Source organism: Paenibacillus campi, assembly GCF_034659835.1.
Classification (GTDB): domain Bacteria; phylum Bacillota; class Bacilli; order Paenibacillales; family Paenibacillaceae; genus Saccharibacillus; species Saccharibacillus campi.
Genome location: NZ_JAXSQZ010000005.1, coordinates 279,033 through 297,411 on the forward strand (window position 1 = coordinate 279,033; position 18,379 = coordinate 297,411).

General features: G+C 46.5%; 13 protein-coding genes and 1 pseudogene. 6 read left to right on the forward strand and 8 right to left on the reverse strand.

Annotated elements, in window-relative coordinates; all coding sequences use genetic code 11:
• The first annotated feature begins 811 nt into the window (after positions 1–811).
• Positions 812–2,005 carry an NAD(P)/FAD-dependent oxidoreductase gene (locus tag U1I11_RS14365; RefSeq protein WP_322906814.1) on the forward strand — a complete coding sequence of 398 codons (1,194 nt, stop codon included), beginning with the start codon at positions 812–814 and terminating at the stop codon, positions 2,003–2,005.
• A 1-nt stretch (position 2,006) separates the two neighbouring features.
• Positions 2,007–2,264 carry a hypothetical protein gene (locus U1I11_RS14370; RefSeq protein ID WP_322906815.1) on the forward strand — a complete coding sequence of 86 codons (258 nt, stop codon included), beginning with the start codon at positions 2,007–2,009 and terminating at the stop codon, positions 2,262–2,264.
• 256 nt (positions 2,265–2,520) lie between these two features.
• Here the strand turns inward: U1I11_RS14370 and U1I11_RS21675 are convergent, their stop codons facing one another.
• The 3 genes and pseudogenes from U1I11_RS21675 to hemQ form a co-directional block, all read right to left on the reverse strand.
• On the reverse strand, positions 2,521–3,684 hold the full coding sequence (locus U1I11_RS21675) for a methyl-accepting chemotaxis protein (RefSeq protein WP_416235626.1): 1,164 nt from the start codon (positions 3,682–3,684) through the stop codon (positions 2,521–2,523).
• A gap of 132 nt (positions 3,685–3,816) precedes the next feature.
• Positions 3,817–4,593: pseudogene (locus U1I11_RS21680) on the reverse strand (cache domain-containing protein); the annotation flags it as partial.
• Positions 4,594–5,240: 647 nt separating this feature from the next.
• Complete coding sequence (gene hemQ / locus U1I11_RS14380) at positions 5,241–5,990, reverse strand: hydrogen peroxide-dependent heme synthase (protein WP_322906817.1); 750 nt, start codon at positions 5,988–5,990, stop codon at positions 5,241–5,243.
• Between the two features lie 448 nt (positions 5,991–6,438).
• Here hemQ and U1I11_RS14385 point away from each other — a divergent pair, with 448 nt between their 5' ends.
• The 4 genes from U1I11_RS14385 to uvrC all read left to right on the forward strand — a co-directional run bounded on the left by U1I11_RS14385 (position 6,439) and on the right by uvrC (position 12,147).
• Positions 6,439–8,010 carry a replication initiation and membrane attachment family protein gene (locus U1I11_RS14385; RefSeq protein WP_322906818.1) on the forward strand — a complete coding sequence of 524 codons (1,572 nt, stop codon included), beginning with the start codon at positions 6,439–6,441 and terminating at the stop codon, positions 8,008–8,010.
• Between the two features lie 65 nt (positions 8,011–8,075).
• Positions 8,076–9,038: a primosomal protein DnaI gene (dnaI, locus tag U1I11_RS14390; protein ID WP_322906819.1), complete on the forward strand. Its 963-nt coding sequence runs from the start codon at positions 8,076–8,078 to the stop codon at positions 9,036–9,038.
• Positions 9,039–9,455: 417 nt separating this feature from the next.
• Positions 9,456–9,773, forward strand: coding sequence for a thioredoxin (gene trxA, locus U1I11_RS14395; RefSeq protein WP_188776970.1), 318 nt, complete (start codon positions 9,456–9,458; stop codon positions 9,771–9,773).
• A gap of 202 nt (positions 9,774–9,975) precedes the next feature.
• Positions 9,976–12,147, forward strand: coding sequence for an excinuclease ABC subunit UvrC (gene uvrC, locus U1I11_RS14400; protein WP_322906820.1), 2,172 nt, complete (start codon positions 9,976–9,978; stop codon positions 12,145–12,147).
• A gap of 373 nt (positions 12,148–12,520) precedes the next feature.
• On the opposite strand, the gene U1I11_RS14405 is transcribed toward uvrC, so the two are convergent.
• From U1I11_RS14405 to U1I11_RS14425, 5 genes are all read right to left on the reverse strand, one after another.
• Positions 12,521–13,189, reverse strand: coding sequence for a DUF1868 domain-containing protein (locus U1I11_RS14405; protein ID WP_322906821.1), 669 nt, complete (start codon positions 13,187–13,189; stop codon positions 12,521–12,523).
• A gap of 221 nt (positions 13,190–13,410) precedes the next feature.
• Entirely contained in the window at positions 13,411–15,105 is a 1,695-nt protein-coding gene (locus U1I11_RS14410) for an ABC transporter permease (protein WP_322906822.1), read from the reverse strand.
• Positions 15,071–16,132, reverse strand: a complete 1,062-nt coding sequence (locus U1I11_RS14415; protein WP_322906823.1) for an ABC transporter ATP-binding protein — start codon at positions 16,130–16,132, stop codon at positions 15,071–15,073. The genes U1I11_RS14410 and U1I11_RS14415 overlap by 35 nt, the downstream gene beginning before the upstream one ends.
• 21 nt (positions 16,133–16,153) lie before the next feature.
• Positions 16,154–17,308: an ABC transporter substrate-binding protein gene (locus U1I11_RS14420; RefSeq protein WP_322906824.1), complete on the reverse strand. Its 1,155-nt coding sequence runs from the start codon at positions 17,306–17,308 to the stop codon at positions 16,154–16,156.
• A 14-nt stretch (positions 17,309–17,322) separates the two neighbouring features.
• Positions 17,323–18,171, reverse strand: coding sequence for a hypothetical protein (locus U1I11_RS14425; RefSeq protein WP_322906825.1), 849 nt, complete (start codon positions 18,169–18,171; stop codon positions 17,323–17,325).
• Positions 18,172–18,379: the final 208 nt, after the last annotated feature.

Genomic DNA, 18,379 nt, shown 5'->3' on the forward strand with positions numbered 1-18,379 from the left:
CGCATGTAAACGGTACTGCTCGTTCCGGTGTTTATGCTATTCCTCCATCCAACGATAAGATGCATGAGATTCGATCGTTTATGCGTGAAGTGATATCGAACAAGCATCGTTAATCGAATTTATTTCGTGAGACTGTCTATAGGACAGTCTTTTTTTATACGTCTTTCTTGGTTACTAGCATCGTGGGAGCATGGGCAATGACGATATAACATGGTTGTATTTTGCCTCTATCTACGTATTTTAGACCTAGCGTATTAAACTGCTTGTACAATTATGAGCCAAATCTGTCTGCAAATTCGATGTTTCACTACCCTGTAAGCGTTTTATAAAATTAGAAGGACAACTACCTACTACTAACTGTGCAATAAACGTAGTTTAAAGTTCATTTTTCTCTTGATCTTTTGTACATTTATCGCTATCATTTCAGTTGTGTCGATAATGTTTGTGACAGAAAACGAACATTTTTTTTGGAAAAACCAAAATTTTTTTGAAAAGACTAGCAATAAAGGTTACAATGTTATGTGATCTATCACATAGACACTTTGTTGCGGCGCACACATTCGTTCGTTGTTGTGTATATTTTCACAATAGTAACAAGCGCCGATTGAACCGGAATACAGCCTGTACTTCGCTGATTTCCGGGGGTTTGCAAACCGGTATCCGAAGTATGGTTAATAAGGATTAGATATGTTTTACCTTATGCCTGACGGCGACTCGCCGTTGCCGGTGAGCGTTCGTGATTGAAGCAGCATCTATTTAAATTCGGCATTTTTAATGCTTAATTGAACAAAACTGGAAGGGGAAAAACGACATGAGTAGCATTCCAAAAATCGTCATTCTCGGCGCCGGCTATGGCGGCATTATGACAGCACAACGTCTTCAAAAAGAACTGAACTATAATGAGGCTGACGTAACGCTCGTTAACCGTCACGACTATCATTATTTCACTACCCACCTGCATATGCCAGCAGCAGGTACAGATGCACTGGATAACGCACAAGTATCAATTTCCAAACTGGTCGACGAGTTCAAAATCGACCTCGTTAAATCGAACATTCAAAAAATCGTACCAGAGGAGAAAAAGGTCATTTTGGAGGACGGTACACTGTCCTACGATTACCTCGTAATCTCGCTCGGTGGCGAACCGGAAACATTCGGCATCCCAGGTATGATGGAAAATGCAATGATGATCCGCAGCATCAACTCTGTTCGCAAAATTCGCGAGCATATCGAAGGTCAATTCGCAGCATACAAACAAGATCAGAAGCCTGAACGTCTGAGCTTTGTTGTAGGTGGCGCTGGTTTTACCGGGATTGAGTTTGTTGCTGAACTGGCAGATCGTATTCCTGAACTGTGCCGCAAGCACGGGATCGATCGTTCGCTCGTCAAAATTTACAATGTTGAAGCAGCTCCAACTGCATTGCCAGGTTTCGACCCTGAGCTGGTTGAGTATGCGATGAACGTTCTGAAAAATAAAGGCGTTACATTCAAAATCGGTATTGCGATCAAAGAATGTCAGCCTGATGGCGTTATCGTCGGCGACGATCTGGAAAAAATCCCTGCCAATACCGTTGTATGGACAGGTGGTATCCGTGGTAACCGTCTCGTGGAAGAAGCTGGCTTTGAAAATATGCGCGGTCGCGTAAAAATCGACGAATTCCTGCGTGCACCAGGTCACGAAGACATCTATATCATCGGTGACAGCGCGCTGATGTTCAACCCTGAAGGTCGCCCATACCCTCCAACTGCACAGATCGCTATGCAGCAAGGACCGGTTGTAGCACAAAACATTTTGGCGTCCATCCGTGGTCATGAGCCGAAGAAATTCGTCTTCCATAACAAAGGTACAGTTGCATCGCTTGGTAAAGGCGAAGCGGTTGGTATCGTTGGTGATAGAAAGCTGAAAGGCTTTGTAGCTGCGCAGCTGAAAAAAGTAATCGATATCCGTTGGCTGTTCATCATCGGCGGCGTATCGCTTGCTCTGAAAAAAGGTAAATTCCTGTAAGATGAGACATTGCAGCGTTCAGGTGCGCGGTCTGCTCACACGTGATGAGCTGGATCGTTATAATGGCTTAATGGAAGTTGGCGGATTTTTGGAAGATAGCGGTCGGTATGATCTGGCTTATATCGTTCAAAAGGAAGTGGACATTCTAATCCTGCCGGCGATTGAGCGGCTTAAGGATAAAAGTCGCACACGCGACCGGGAGGAGCAGGAATATTTGTCTTCCCGTGAGCAGGACAATTCTTCAGCTGCTATCGATTAAGAGCGCAGATGGAGAAAGGCAAGCTCTCTGACTGATCGGCTCGTTGATGCAGCAGATTCAGATCATAGAAGATCAAGCTTAGCGGTAGAAGATCAAGCTTATCATCTGGAATGAAAATAGGCGCTCCGAATGGATATTCATTCGGAGCGCCTATTTGTATTGGAGCGAGGCGTGCATAATGCTGGCAGCGAGCAGACGTTACATTGGGGTTAGCTGATCAAGGGGCGGGTCAATGTATAGTCGGAAATCGCTCCGCTTAAGCGGAACGGCGAGTCGTCGTATAGGTCTGCTCCGCGTCGGAAGCGGGTGTGCTCTCGTTTGTAGATGTTATCGCTGCATCCGTAGTTTCCTCATCCACTTTAAATTGGCTCATTTCCTGAAGCAGCATATTGGCACTGACGGTCAGATGTTGGGACGAATCGGAGATGCTGACGATCGATTCGGATTGTTCCATCGTAGACGAGGCAGCTTGTTCGGTAGCGGCTGCGCTTTGTTCGGCAACGGCAGCCAGTCCGGTAATTACATCGGAGACACGTGCCGCATCGCTCTGTACATTGTCGATGCCGGATAATACGAGCGAGATGCGTGATATAATACCATCGACCGAGTGATGAATTTCTTCAAATGAGTGGCGCGTATCTTCCATTGAGTTTTGCTGATGTTCGTTCGTTTCGCGGAACGAAGTGAGTACTTCAGAACTTTGTTTGCCTGCTTCCTGTAATTCAAGCAGCAGGCGGTTAATGTCTTCCGCCGAGCGTGCCGATTGATCGGCAAGCTTTTGCACTTCGCTGGCGACGACGGCGAACCCGCGTCCATGCTCACCGGCGCGTGCTGCTTCGATGGACGCATTCAATGACAATAAATTCGTCTGGCTGCTAATTTCACGGATAGCTTGTGTAATCGTTGCAATTTCATCCAGCTTTTGAATGAGCATCGCATTGGACGCTTCCACACGATAGGTTGCCTGCTGGCTTGCTTGTGCTAGTCCGTTCTGACGGGTAATCGCGTCCGTACCGCGTGTCATCGCTTCATTTACTTGATCGATCATACCGGAAGCTGCACCAGCATGGCTCGATACGTGTTCCAATGATGATGTCATCTCCGCTACAAGTGCTGCGCCGCCTTGAATCGACTCCGCTTGTTCATTGGCACCACGCGCGATTTCTTCGATGACGGTCGAGATTTGACGGGCGATATCGCCGGAATTAGCGGCATGTTTGTACATTTCAACTGAAGCATCATTGACGTTGGCGGCAGAGTGAGAGACGGTGGCAATCAGTTTGCGTAATGATGAAGACATCGTATTAAAAGCAGTGCCAAGCTGGGCGATTTCATCTTTGCCACGCACATTCATATGTACGGTCAAATCGCCTTCAGCTAGGCGCTGTGCATTTTGCTTAAGCTGGCTCAACGGCTTCACGATCCGAGTGGCGATTAGCGTTGCCAGTACGATACAAACGATCGTTAGTGCAATCAAAATGATAGCAATTTTGTTGCGCAGTGTCACATACTGAGCCAATGCATATTTTTCGGAGATGGAAGTGGCAATCGTCCAACCGCTATTCGGCAACTTTTGAAAATAAAGCAATTGCGGATCACCATTATAAACATAAGTGAGTTGTCCAGACCGGTTAGCGAGTATATCGGCGGCAATTGCGCTGTAATCGCTTTGCTTGCCGAGTAGCTTGTTTAACAAATTAGGATTAGGATGAGCAAGCACAGTTCCGTTATTGTCTAGCAAAAAGCTGAAACCGCCTGGTGTTTTGATTTGATTAATATATTTGGTAATCGTCGTCAGATGAATGTCTGCGCCAAGAATACCGGCAAAATTGCCATTCTCATCTGTCATCGGCATCGTGATCGGTACGGAGTATTTATTCGTACTTGGATCAAGATAGGGATCATTAATGTTCAGCTTGTTGGCGGCTTTGCCGCTAATGTACCACGGACGCTGGAACAGATCATAACCTGCATACGGCACCCAGCCGCTGCCGTCAATGAGTCGTTTTCCTTTTGCCAAACCCATATACAGATCGGAAATATTGCCGTCGTTCAGTTCGCTTTTGTATACAGATAGCTGTTTAGTTGTGACTTCATCCAATGGAATATTGTCCTGAATAAAGGCGCCCATCGTTTCCAGCACTTTGCTGTTCGTATTGATCCAGCCTTCAGTTTGAACGACAGCTGTTTGCACGGTACTTTGCAACTCGTTATGTACCGCTTCAAATGCTTGATCTTTAATGGCATACAAGGCAACAACGCCTACTGGCACCGCGAGCAGTACCGCCACACAGACGACGAGTACAATCAATTTCATTTTTAACGACATCGTATTCCCCCTTTACGTTCTCGTTCCCATTCGTAGCGCAAATGATTCGCGCTGTACGATTGAATTGGAAAACTAACTTGCTTTTTATATCGTCTGGATTAAATTGAAATATTATCTTTTTCGACAATTTTCATAAGGAATAATAGTAAAATTATTTCATTTTAGTACGTAAATGGTCTGTCTACAATGAGTACGCTTATAAGTTCAAAGTTATACGAATATTAAACTATTAGAAGGGCTATTTAGAAAACGGTTTGATTGAAGAAATTGACAGGGAAGTGTGGAAGATTATAAATAAAACTGTATCTGCATTCGTTCATTCTGAAAGTAACGCCGCTGACCGAATCCGGTTGTAACGTAAAAGGAGAAATGATCTGTGCAGCTCGGCAAATATACACCTGTTTGCAGATCGTACTCGATACGTTAGCCGGCGAAGCTGTGGCATTTTTATTGGTAGCAGTGCATTTATCGAGAAGCGGATTTAGCGTTTACGTTTGCCTGCCTGTTCGTGGGGATGAACGATCGCTATCAAACGTATGCGGAAACGGTAATAGTAGTGTTGCGCAGAAATAACGGCAAACAGCCAGCATCCGTATGAAAACGGAATGCTGGCTGATGAAACAATCGGAGCGGTTTTTGCGGCTACATTATAGCTTTAACATCTCGTCGAATTTTTCGCTGTTGAGCAGGCTGCCGACGTAGAAAGCGCCAAATTCGCCAAAGCGTGCGCTCGCTTCGTCAAAGCGCATTTCATATACGAGCTTTTTGAACTGAAGTGCATCGTCTGCGAACAGTGTAACGCCCCATTCCCAGTCGTCCAAACCGACCGAACCGGTAATAATCTGTTTGACTTTACCTGCATAGCTGCGTCCGATCAGACCGTGGCTGCGAATCATTTCACGGCGTTCTTCCATCGGTAGCATATACCAGTTGTCCGACAGATTGCGTGTTTTGTTCATCGGATAAAAACAAATGTAACGCGAACCCGGTAAAGCAGGCTTCAGTCGTGCCACCACATGTGGATTTTGCATTGGGTCTTCGTCGCTATTGCCAGCCATATAGCTGCTCAGCTCGACGACACTGACGTACGAATACGCTTTTTGCGTAAAGCGAGCGAATGTCGTTTTGGCAAATTCCACTTCGATCGCGTTCAGGTCTTCCAGCGTCTCGCGCAGATGCATCATAACAAAATCGGCTTTTTGTCCGACAATATTGTAAGTAGCTGTGCTGCCGGTTCCGGCTTCGTTCACGCTGTTCCACTCATCCAGCAGTACGTTCAGTTCTTCCAGAGCGACCGCTCGTTCTTCATCATCGGCAGCTTTCCAGGCTGTCCAGTCCATCGTACGGAAGTCATGCAGGGCATACCAGCCCTCCAGTGTAGCTACTGCTTCGTTCATAATTATGAATCACTCCTGTACGTAATATAAATATCCGGCAAGCCGGAGTCTTGCTTGTATTATTAAAAAAAGCGTTTGTCATTGCTGATCAGCATGCTTGCGCAAACCGTCGTCTTGCTCGTCAATAGCAGATCATAATGGAACCGATCACGCTTATGCTGACTTTTTTATTGTACCGCAAGCACCTAGACAGGGCAATTGACTTCACACTCTGTTCATGGTTGCTTCATCCGAATTGTTCATCCGCTGCAACGATTTGAGCGGCATTCGTGAGCTAACGAAGCACAAAAAAATGGGCGATCTGGCGTAAGGTGGCAAACGATGGATGCTCAGCAAGAGCGGTGCGGATTGAGTCGGAAATTTGAACTTCTTTTTCCGCTTGAACGAAACGGATTTGTGGTAGAATAGAATTCCGCATATTGGGCGCAAGCAAAAAAGGGGGCGAATTATGCGCATCAAAAATTTGCTTCATTTTACAGAAAATCATCGCTACTGCGTATACCGCGAGTTTGGACTTGGTCATTTGGACGAGCGGATGTTAAGTCTTGTCTACCAGCCGTTGACCGGTGCGTTTGCGATCAGTTTGTATCGGCTGCTATGTGAGCAGGTAGATGCACGCCGTGTTGGTTATTCGGCTGTGGAGCAGCAGCGCGGATTGTTCCTTACACTCGGTTTGGAGCCGGGCGAACGCGGACGCAAGCAACTGATGGAACAGGCTTCACTGCTGGAAGCGGTCGGTCTGTTGCAGACGAGTCGTGTCTATTTTCCGGAGCAGGATGATTATATATATGAATACGAGTTGCAGCCACCGTTGGCGCCGGGCGAGTTTTTTCGTACCCAGCATTTGACATTGCTGCTGCGTGATAAGGTTGGTAAGTTTGCGGTGCTGGCGCTGCGGGAGCAGTTTTTTGCCGTACAGCCGGAGGAATGGGAACATCCGTCGGTACAGCGGGAAAATATTTCGCAGCCGTTTTATGATATTTTCGAGCTAAACACGCATGTGATCGATTATGAGCTGGAGCAGGCGTTAACCGAAGTGAGCGCACAGCCGCGCGGTCGCCAGCCGAAGGTGAGCGAGGAAGATTTGATTAATTACGCCGATATTATTCGTTATTTTCCGCGTGGTTCACGCAATCGTCAATATGTGGAGCAGCTTCGCTTTCAGCCGGAGCAGATGAACATACTGAGCTATATTGCGTACAAATATAAGCTAGACATTCAGGACATTTGCCGTATGCTGGATGAGGACGGTGTGTTTACAACTAGCGGTGAGCTGGCGGAGGAAGAAATTCAGCGGCGGGCGAATTTGCAATTCCGGCAAGGCAAAAAGCGTACCGAGGAGCGGCAGATTTATGAAGCAAAAGTCGTTTCCTTACGTAAGCAGCAAGAAGCGGAGCACAAAGCCGCATCTGCAACCGGCGATGAAGCGGTATCCGATACGCCGGTGGAACATGCGGTCGAGATGGAATTTTTCCTTGATGTGCCGCGTCAGTTTACCGGCAAATGCGATACGAGTCAGTACAATATGATGCTGCGCAATCAGCCGTATACACGGGTACTGGAAATGTTTTATCCAGGCAGTGTGCCGAACAGCATTCACGACATTTTCGAGCATATCGATATTAATTATAAGCTGCCTGAAGAAGTGATGAATGTGCTCATTCATTATTTGCTGGCGGTGAAAATGTCGCAGCCCGGCGAGCGCCTAAGCAGCAAATTCGTCGACTGGATCGTAACCAATATGCTGAATCAGCAGGTGAATACGTACGAAAAAGCGGTGCGTTATGTGCGCGAGCAGCAGAAGCTGGATCAGCAGCTGAACGATCCAGCACAAGGGCGTACAGCAGCAGGTGCCGGCGGCAAACGCGGCAATCGTACGTACAATCGCAATGCCCGTTCAAAGCCGGAAATTCCGATTGTGGAAAATACAAAAGGACAGGCGTCCGGCATTTCCGAAGATGAGTTGGCAGAAGTGATGCGGCTCGCGGAACAATTGCAATCCGGCAAACCAAGCGTATAAATTTGTCCATTTATGATCGTAATATTGCCACAATGTATGTTAAATAAAGGGAGGAGCCAACCACCATGGAATCCATCGGTGATCTGCTGCGGCAGATGAAAAATTCCCGGTTTCGGGAACAATCGGATAAAATTGCCGCACAGCTACTAGGTGATCCGCTGGTGCTGGAACTGCGCAGCAAGCATCCCGAGCTAACCGATCGGGAGCTGCTGACCAATCTGAGCAAGCTATATCAGTATATTGGTGACCGGCGTCATTGCGACAATTGTCCGGGGCTGGATCGTTGTCCGAATGACTTTCAAGGGCATTACACCAATCTGGTCGTCCAGCCTTCTGAGGAAGGCACACGGCTGCATGAGCGCAAAACGCCATGTCAAAAGCAACGGGTGAGACAGCATGAGCTACAGGTGCGTGAGCGTATCCAGAGCTTTTATGTCGATGACCGTGCGCTGAATGAAGGCTATAATGCGATGGAAATCGTAGCGAAAGATATGGAGCGTGTACCGGCGGTCAAACAAATTTTCAATTATATTAATGGAGTGAAACAAGACGGTCTGTCTGCCAAAGGGCTGTATTTGGTCGGGCATTTTGGCACGGGCAAAACGTTTTTAATGTCTTATATGCTGCATGAACTCGCCAAAGTAGGTTATACTGGCGTGATCGTATATATGCCGGAGTTTGTCGAAGATTTGAAATCGATGATACAAGATAACAACCGTTTTAAACAAACGATCGAGATGATGAAAAACACCGACCTGCTCGTATTTGACGATATCGGGGCGGAAAATTTAAACCCGTGGGTACGTGATCATGTGCTTGGTGCAATTCTAAATTATCGGATGGAGCGCAAGCCGACATTTTATACGTCCAATTATTCGATGGAAGCATTGCTGCAACATTTAAGCTTCACAAACAAAGACGGTGAGGAACGATACAAAGGCGAGCGTCTGCTCAACCGGATCGCTCCATTTGTCGATGTGGTCAGTGTAAGCGGGGAAAATAAACGCGGCGGGTTGGACGGCATTTGAGTAGATGGATGAAGAAATGAATGTATGCAAATTTGCCCGCTGCTCCATCGCAATCCATTGTATCCATTCGGTATACTGGTATCGCGTAAATGGAGCAGCTTGAGCCGAATCAATTGAGTACTGATGTCAGATGTTAATGGCATAGGCATAGTGCCAAGCAAGCGGCAATAGGATGACGCCAATGATGAGTTTCTGATGAAAAGCATTCCTTTTTTACAAGAAATGATTATAATAGAAACAGTCAGAACAGAAGTTGATTCCAAAACGGAAAATACTTACTAAATTAAAGTTAGATATGAAAGATTTGTATTTATTGTTTCGGAATTTGCTGTTCTGTGTTATAATATGGTTGTAATGACCTCATTCGTTGTTAAATAATGAATAATTCAAATAAATGTATCTGAGGAGGCTATTTCCATGGCAATCGTTAACGTATCTGATCAAACGTTCGCAAATGAAGTAGAAGAACAAGGCACTGTACTGGTAGACTTCTGGGCACCTTGGTGCGGCCCTTGTAAAATGCTTGCTCCAATTTTGGACGAGCTGGCAACTGAAGTTGGCGACAGCGTAAAAATCGCCAAAGTTAATGTGGATGAAAACCCTGAATCGGCTTCCCGTTTCGGCGTGATGAGCATTCCGACGATGATCTTTTTCAAAGACGGTCAACCGGTTGATAAAGTGGTTGGTCTGAACTCTAAAGATTCCTTGAAATCGATCCTGGCAAAACATCAATAATTCATTGTGTATATGATGAAATACAGCTTGTCGCCTCACCGTTTAAGTGGAGCAGGGCAGGCAAACGAAACCTTCGGCTTGTAGCCGGAGGTTTTTGTTGTTATTAGGGTAGGGTAATGGATTCGAAAGGGGATTTTAGTTTATAATAGAACATATGTTGCCGTTCTTATTTGAACGGTAACGATCTAGAAAGGAGAGCGCTATGGATTCGCATATCGAAACGATCCGGGAGCAGGAGCTGGCGATGGACAATATTCGCAATAAGCTCGCGTTGCTGCCCGATCTGCCCGGCTGCTATTTGATGAAAAACAGACAAGGAACGATCATTTATGTCGGCAAAGCCAAAGTGCTCAAAAACCGTGTACGTTCTTATTTTTCAGGTAGCCATGATGGCAAAACACAGCGATTGGTCGCGGATATTCGCGATTTTGAATATATTGTAACCGGCAGCAATATGGAAGCACTCATTTTGGAATGTAATTTGATCAAAACGCATCAGCCCAAATACAATGTGCTGTTAAAAGATGATAAAACATTCCCATATATCAAAATTACGAATGAGGAGCATCCGCGTTTGGAAGTGACGCGGCGTGTGCTGAAAGATAAAGCGAAATATTTTGGCCCGTATCCGAATGCGTTTGCCGCGCAGCAAACGAAAAAGCTGCTTGATCGGATGTACCCGCTACGCAAATGCAAAGTGATGCCCAAAGAAGTGTGCTTGTACTATCATATGGGGCAATGTCTTGCGCCTTGTGAATATGAAGTGCCGGAAAAGTCGTATGAAGATATCCGGCAGGAAATTACCCGTTTTTTGAGCGGTGGACATGAAGAAATCAAAAACGATTTGCAACGTAAAATGGAGGAAGCGGCGGAAGATTTGTATTTTGAACGGGCAAAGGAATTACGTGATCAAATTCGCCATATCGACGCGCTGATGGAAAAGCAGAAAATTACGATGGCAGATGCCAAAGACCGCGATATTTTTGGCTTTGCCGTCGACAAAGGCTGGATGTGTGTCCAAATTTTGTATGTGCGTCAAGGTAAAATGATCGAGCGGCATGCGTCGGTATTTCCGTTTTATGGGGAACCGTACAATGATTTTATGTCGTATGTGACCCAGTATTATAGCGAAAATCCAGCGATGCCACAGGAAATTATGTTGCCTGCAGAGGAGACGGTGGTCGAGCTGGATCATAGTGAGCAAGCGCTCGCCGCTGCTGAGCAGGAAGGGCTGACGATGCCCGATGTGGGCGGTAATGATGATGAAGCAGGTACAGCGGAGGCAGCAACGTCCGTCATGCGTGTTGCCGAGACGAATGCGACATATGATGTTGCGTCAGTTGCATCAACCGTTTCGGCAGCGGAGATGGCTACGCGGATTCGTTTGCAGCGTGTGAATGCCGAACAGCTTGCGGCGGCGGATGTAGAGGACGAAGGGGAGCAGGTAGACGACGCGGATGTTGTTACTAGTGCAGACGATGTGCAGACCGTAGATGACGCTACAGCAACCAAAGAATCACATGATGCGGTCAGCAGTGCGGCATTGTTACAACAATGGCTAAGTGTAAAAGTGCTCATTCCGCGCCGTGGTCTGAAACGGCAGTTAGTAACGATGGCGCAGGACAATGCGCGTGTATCGCTGGATGAGAAATTCCGGTTGATCGAACGTGATGAAGAACGTACGTCCAAAGCTGCTGAAAATCTCGGTCAGGCGATCGGATTGCAAAATTTGCATCGGGTTGAAGCATTTGATAACTCGAACATTCAAGGTACGAATCCGGTGTCCGCGATGGTCGTATTTGTAGATGGCAAGCCAGCACGTAAAGAATACCGTAAATACAAAGTTCGTACCGTTGAAGGTGCCGATGATTATGGCACGATGCGTGAAGTGATTCGCCGCCGCTATGAGCGTGTACTCAAAGAAAATTTGGAAATGCCTGATTTGATCGTCGTCGATGGCGGTAAAGGTCAAATTTCGGCGGCGATCGATGTGCTGGAAAATGAACTGGGACTGTATATTCCAGTCTGCGGTCTCGTCAAAGATGCGAAGCACCGTACCGCACAGTTAATGATTGGCGATCCGCCGGAGCCGGTGCGGTTGGCACGGGACAGCCAGGAGTTTTATTTACTGCAACGGATTCAGGATGAAGTGCATCGCTTTGCGATTACGTTCCATCGCGAGCAACGCGCCAAATCGATGATCGTATCTCAATTGGATAGCATTCCCGGTATTGGGGAAAAGCGCCGCAAGCAATTGCTAAAACATTTCGGCTCGGTGAAAAAAATTCGTGAAGCAAGTGTAGAAGATTTCCGTCCATTGTCGATCGGAGATAAGTTGGCACAGACGATTTTGGAAGCATTGCGTGAGGAATAGGAGTAGTTTACAGAGCGACTAAATCCGATCACAATGAAGTGCTGCCCAACGCAGGAGCAGATCGTCCACATAGGTTACAGAGCAGCTGAATACGATCACAATGGCGTACCTACCTGTCAAGCGACAGGTCAGTACGCCATTGTTGTTTATGATCGTCATTGCAACGGATTGTTAGCTGAATGTGCTGCCATTGGTGTTGCTGATCGTGACCAGACTGGCGATGATTCTGTTCCAGTATGTTTGTCTGGTCATATTGTTGATCGTATCGTTATTTGCCTGATTGCTGCATGTACGTCCACGAGGGCGCATTTGGCAATGAACGAGCTGTACATTTGTTATAATCGCTCGCATGCCTGCGATTATGCCGATTGTTTCACTTGATTATTCTCGTTTGTAAATCCGTATCATAATGTAGCATCGTATTGAAAATAGCAAATACAGGCTCTGGCAATGCAAATGAGATCGGTTCACGTTGGATGAGCTTGTTGTACTCGCTACATATATTTTCTACCACTGCTTCTTGCTCCGCATCTAGCACTGCTGCAAGCTGATACGAAAACGTAAGATGAAACGGATAATGGTCATGATCAGCATGGCGTATACGTGTCGCTTGTGCCAATCGTTCACGATAATCGGCAATGCGCTGCGCATCAGCTGTAGTAGCTGGTTCTAATCGAATGCTGGCGGAATGACATGCTTGCACACGCATCTGAATCGGCTCCGGTTTGGCGATGCCGGCAACAATCGATTGTAATATGCGATCGATTTCTGTAAATGAAGCATCGTTCGGCAACAGAGGCGACCAGAGTGCTGTACCGCGATCGATTTCACGGCATAATTTTAAGACGGTCATATGAAACGAATTATACGGCAAAAAAGCATATACATGTGCAATGCTTGATTCACGAAAGCGCTGGCTCACTTGTTTTGCCAGCCGATAGACGGCAAACCGATCGTCATGGATAAAACTAATGACCGTATTGCCTGGGTAATATTGGGCTTGTCCGTGCTGGTCAAACTTGTAGCTTGCTTCGTCTTGCATAGATAAGCACTCCTTAGCGATTATAAATGGTGCAGTAATTACACAACATCACAATTGTTGCTACGGCAGGTATTCATTCGATTTTGCATTGTTGTTTAGATAGATCACGAAAAGGTGTTAAAAGGAGCGAAACGATGTTCATTCGATTTGCATTGTTGTTTAGCCAAGCGAATGGGAACAGCCGCCAACGATAGTTTGCCCGATCATCTGTAGGATGATGTTTAACGCCGCTGTTGGCGATACACTAACACAATCGCGGTCGTGGACACGATCATAATCAACACCGAATACACAAAGCTTAACATCTGCGCCTGCGGAGCCGCTTCCGGATTGGTCGCTGCATTCAGCACAACACCAAGCGGTTGATACAGTGGATGAAATAAAAACACAGACAGATCATATTCCGCCAGCAAACCGATAAAATTCAGCAAAAACACGGACAGCACGAGCGGCAGCAACATCGGAAATACGACTTTCCAATACATCCGCCATGAAGAAGCACCTAGATTTTGGGCGGCATCTTCCAATGTGCGATCGATGCTGGCATAAGCGGCTTTGATCATACGGAGCGTATACGGTGTGACCAAAATCATATAGCCGATTAATAAAATAAACACCGTTCCTGTCAGCACCATACCGCCGACAAGTGGATTGGAGCGATTGAATGTCATTAACAAACCGAGCGCAATCAATGTAGACGGCAGAAACCACGGAATTTGCAGCAGAAATTCCAGCCCGCCTGTCCAGCGATTGGCATGTTTGGTAAGCAGTCTGCCGATACATAACATCAGCAACACAATGAGCAAGCTTGCTGTTGCCGCATATACTATACTCGTAAATAACGGCTGCACACCGGCGACCGATTGAAATACCGCCTCATAATTGGCGAGCGAAAAATGCTGTATCTGTATACTACCTGCATACAGATCGGTGACCGGCATAAAAGAGAAACAAAATACAGCTACTAGCGGCACCGTCTGCATGAGCGCGATCAAATGCGCGATGATCGTCATCGTAATGCGGATGAATGGCGAGCGAATCGTCTGTTTGCTCAAATTCGTTTTCACTTTGGAGACGGACAAATAATATCCCTTTTTTTCAATCCGAATCGAAATTAGCAATACAGTCACCGTCATACAGCCAAGCAAAATCGCCAGCACTGCCGCATAATTACGGGTCGTTAATGTTTGCGCAAATGAATAAATAAGCGTATTGATCGTTTCAAAGTTTGTACCGCCAAGCACCTGCGGCGTCGCCAGCGCCGATATGCCGGTAATAAACGCAATAATTGATGCAGCAAGCAAAGCAGGCTTCAGACACGGCAGCACTATTTTTATTAAAATGCGTACTTTGCTCACACCGAGATTGCGTGCCGCTTCAATCGTCTGGTTATCGACCGAACGCAATGAATTACGCACAAACAGTATATAATTGGACGTACCGGCAAAGGTGAGCTCGATCAATACCGCCCAGAAGCCTTGAAACCATGTCGCAGGCAAACCGGGCAGCAATGCGGTCACAAAGCCTTGACTGCCATATAAAAAATTGTACGCCATGACGAGTACCATGCCGTTGCAAATCAGCGGGGAATGATACGCAATCGTTAACCAGCGGCTGCCTTTAATATAGAAATAGTCGAGCACCAAAATTTGAAACAGACCGAGCAGCGCCACCGTAATCGCTAGACTACAACCAAGCAGCAGCGAATGGCTTAAGCTGTTCATCGCTCGTGCTGATGCGAGAATATTCATCATCGGCTGTATGTTAAACTGTGCTTGCGGCATCAGTGTCGTGCGAATCAATTCCAAATTCGGATAGATGAGAAAGGTGAAAATAGCCCAGAGCAATGCGATCATCACCCCGATATAAGCGACCTGTTTTTTAAGACGATAACGGATCAACATCTCGTGCATCATCAAGCTCCATTCCGAAAAAAATAAGATCGTGTTTGCCGATATATAGCCGCTTATTATCGCCACGCTGCATCGTTTGATCGACCCCGTTCGATATGCTGCTAAGCGGCTCGCCTGCCACTTTAAAGATGCGTTTTACATGCAATCCGTAAAATTCCTCACTCTCGAACTGAGCATCCAGCACATAATAATCGTCCAGCACCGCTGCGGCAATATGCTGTTTAATATGCTCTGAGCGCACATATACCCGTTGCTGAGGCTGAACATTAAAATCGGCATTGCATTCGCTTAGTTTGGTAAGTATGGATGGCTGAAGCCGATTCGCCTCCCCGATAAAATCGACCACAAATTCGGACGTCGGCTGATAATAAATATCGTACGGCGTACCGACCTGTTCAATGGCACCTTCATTAAATACCGCGATACGATCGGACAGCGTAAGCGCTTCTTCCTGATCATGGGTCACATAAATCATCGTAACGCCGGATGCAGCCTGGATACGTTTTAATTCGCTGCGTAACTTTTTACGCAGTTTGGCATCCAGATTGGAGAGCGGTTCATCGAGTACGATAATATCTGGCTTAAGCGCCAGCGTGCGTGCAATCGCGACCCGCTGCTGTTGACCGCCGGACAGCTCGGTCACCTGTTTGCGCAACTGTTCAGCGGTTAAATTGACCATTTGTGCGACCTGTTCTAGCCGGGCACGAATGCGATCTTTAGACCATTTATGCTCTTTTAAGCCAAAAATAATATTTTCTTGCACAGTCATCGTTGGGAATAACGCGTAATTTTGAAATACCATGCCGATATTGCGTTCTTCCACCGGCAAATAGGTAATATCGTTGCCGTTCACCTGAATGCTGCCTTTTGTTGGCGTAATAAAGCCGGTGATCGCTTTCAATGTGGTCGTTTTGCCACAACCGGATGGACCCAAAAAGGTAAAAAACTCACCTTTTTGAATGTCCAGCGACAAATTTTGAATGATCGCTTTATGATTGAAATGAATTTCAAGCCCGTTTAGCCGAATCATACGCTCGCCTCCACTCCGATGTCATTTTATATATTCCAGTTGAATTTTGGCGACCCATTGATCCATCATCGAGTTGATGTCAGTCCAGTTCGCTTGCTCTGGTTTGGACTTTTTCATAATTTGTTGCATAAACGGGTCGATTTGCGCTTGTGCCTGTCGGTTGACGACGATACTGCCGTATTTGGCGGCATAATCGGCCATCATGCGGGCACTGCCGAGCCAGTTGGCAAAACGAATCGATTCTTCCATCACCGCAGCATTGCTGTTTTTGACGACACCGAGCTGATTCGTATTGGTCGGCTCGCCGGTTGTGCTGTAAATAATGAGCGGCTGCATATGGTATGTGTCGATAAATGATTTGAGACCGGAAGCGTAAATATAAGTGATCGGAACTTTGCCATCGACTAGATTTTGCAAGTCTTTTTCGCCTTTTGGTGTCTGATAGCCATATTGAAAATATTGCTTGATCGCATCCCAGCCTGCTTGTGATACGCCAAGCTCGCCTTTGGGGTCAACATATTGGGCGAGAATGCCGCCGATGATTGCGCGATTGGTCGTACCGCTAAAGTCGGTCGGTACGGCATATTTGCCGTGATATTGCGGTTTTTGCCATAAATCTTGGTAGCTGGTCGGCGCGGTTGCGGTCGTATACAACTTTGGATTGGCGATGAGCAGTTTGGGCTGTAGCTCATACGACCAACCATAACCGTTATCGGCTTGCGTATCGGTCAATTGATCTGACCAGCTCGGTGTCCATTTTACGAGTGCTCCGGCATTGCTCATCGACTTGAACATCGTATCGGATGGACCCCAGACGACATTTAAGGTAGGATTGTTCACTTCGCCAATGACACGTGCCGTCAGATCACCGCCGCCGAGACCGACCAGTTTAATATTAAATCCGGCTTGCCGGGCGGCATCGGCTAGCCATTGATCCCGTCCATTGCCGGTATTGTTAGTGGCAACGACGATCTGTTGACCGCTCGGTTTTTGCGCTAGAATCGATTGGATGTCCAAAACAGGCTGCTCGCTCGCGGCGCTGGCATCGGCAGCCGTATTGCTCGTTGTTGCGGTAGAGCCGGATGGAGTGCTGCATGCCGTTAATGTAACGGGAATGAGCAGCGTAATAATGCTGAGTAAAAGCCTGAATTTGCATTTAAATATCGTTGCTTTCATAGACAATCTTCCTTTCAAATTTGGAATCGAATATACGTACGATCGTCAAAGCTATCGGACTGTGGTGTCATACCTTTGGTGGAACGATAATGTTTATAGCACATCGGATCATGCCGGAGTTGTGCTTGCAAATACGCTTCGGTTTGCGCCAACGTCGATTCGATACGTGGATAACCGTCACTTGCCAAAATGATTTCATGTGCCCCATCATCCAGTTGAAACACACGCAGCAAACGCTCCGGAATCGGCTGTCCGTTTAGCACCGCATAGCCATAATCGGGGATATCTCGATTAGCAAACAGGCACGCTTGCTGAATCCACGGTAAAATAAATGCTCTACCCGGATCATCAACAGTGGGTACCAGTTCGGGTTGCCATTCATGGAGCGTCAAAATTAAACTGCGCATGTCGGACAAAATCGTATCGCTCTGTTTTGGATTGGCATAATACTGCCCATCAATTTGCAGCTGGCAATCGCCAATTAGCCAAATTTGCCGGTAATAATGAGAATAGATCGCTGCTACTGCCTGAAATGGTTGTTCATGATGAAGATGGGGATCAGCAATCGTATGCCATTTTGTTAAAAAATCGTTGTTAACAGAATTAATAAACTGATGAACCGTCGTAGTGGCAGTTAATTGCTGCATATGTTGGCGCACTAGCTCCATCGCGATTCTGCCGGTTGTTTTACCGTCATAACGAAGCGGCACCTTGCTCGTTACACCATCGATGACAGCGATAAAATGATCGGTGACAACAAGCGCATCTTCATTGGCGGTATGCTTATGTTTGCTTATACTAACCTGCTCGAGAATGTGAATAGGATCGCTCCTTTCCGGTCGTGACCTTGTTTTGTTCCGCATCTGTATTGTAGCGCTGACACCGCGCAAAGGGCATGGTCAAAGCGCTTTGAAATATTGCAATTTGTCTTTGGCTGCTGCCGGATTATGCATCATGCAACAAATGGTTGAGATCGAAATAGTTGAATTAATTAAAAGTTTACGTTTGACTTCATTGCAGTTTACGAATGAACAGCATACTTGGAAGTACAATGAATCGTTACAGATGGAG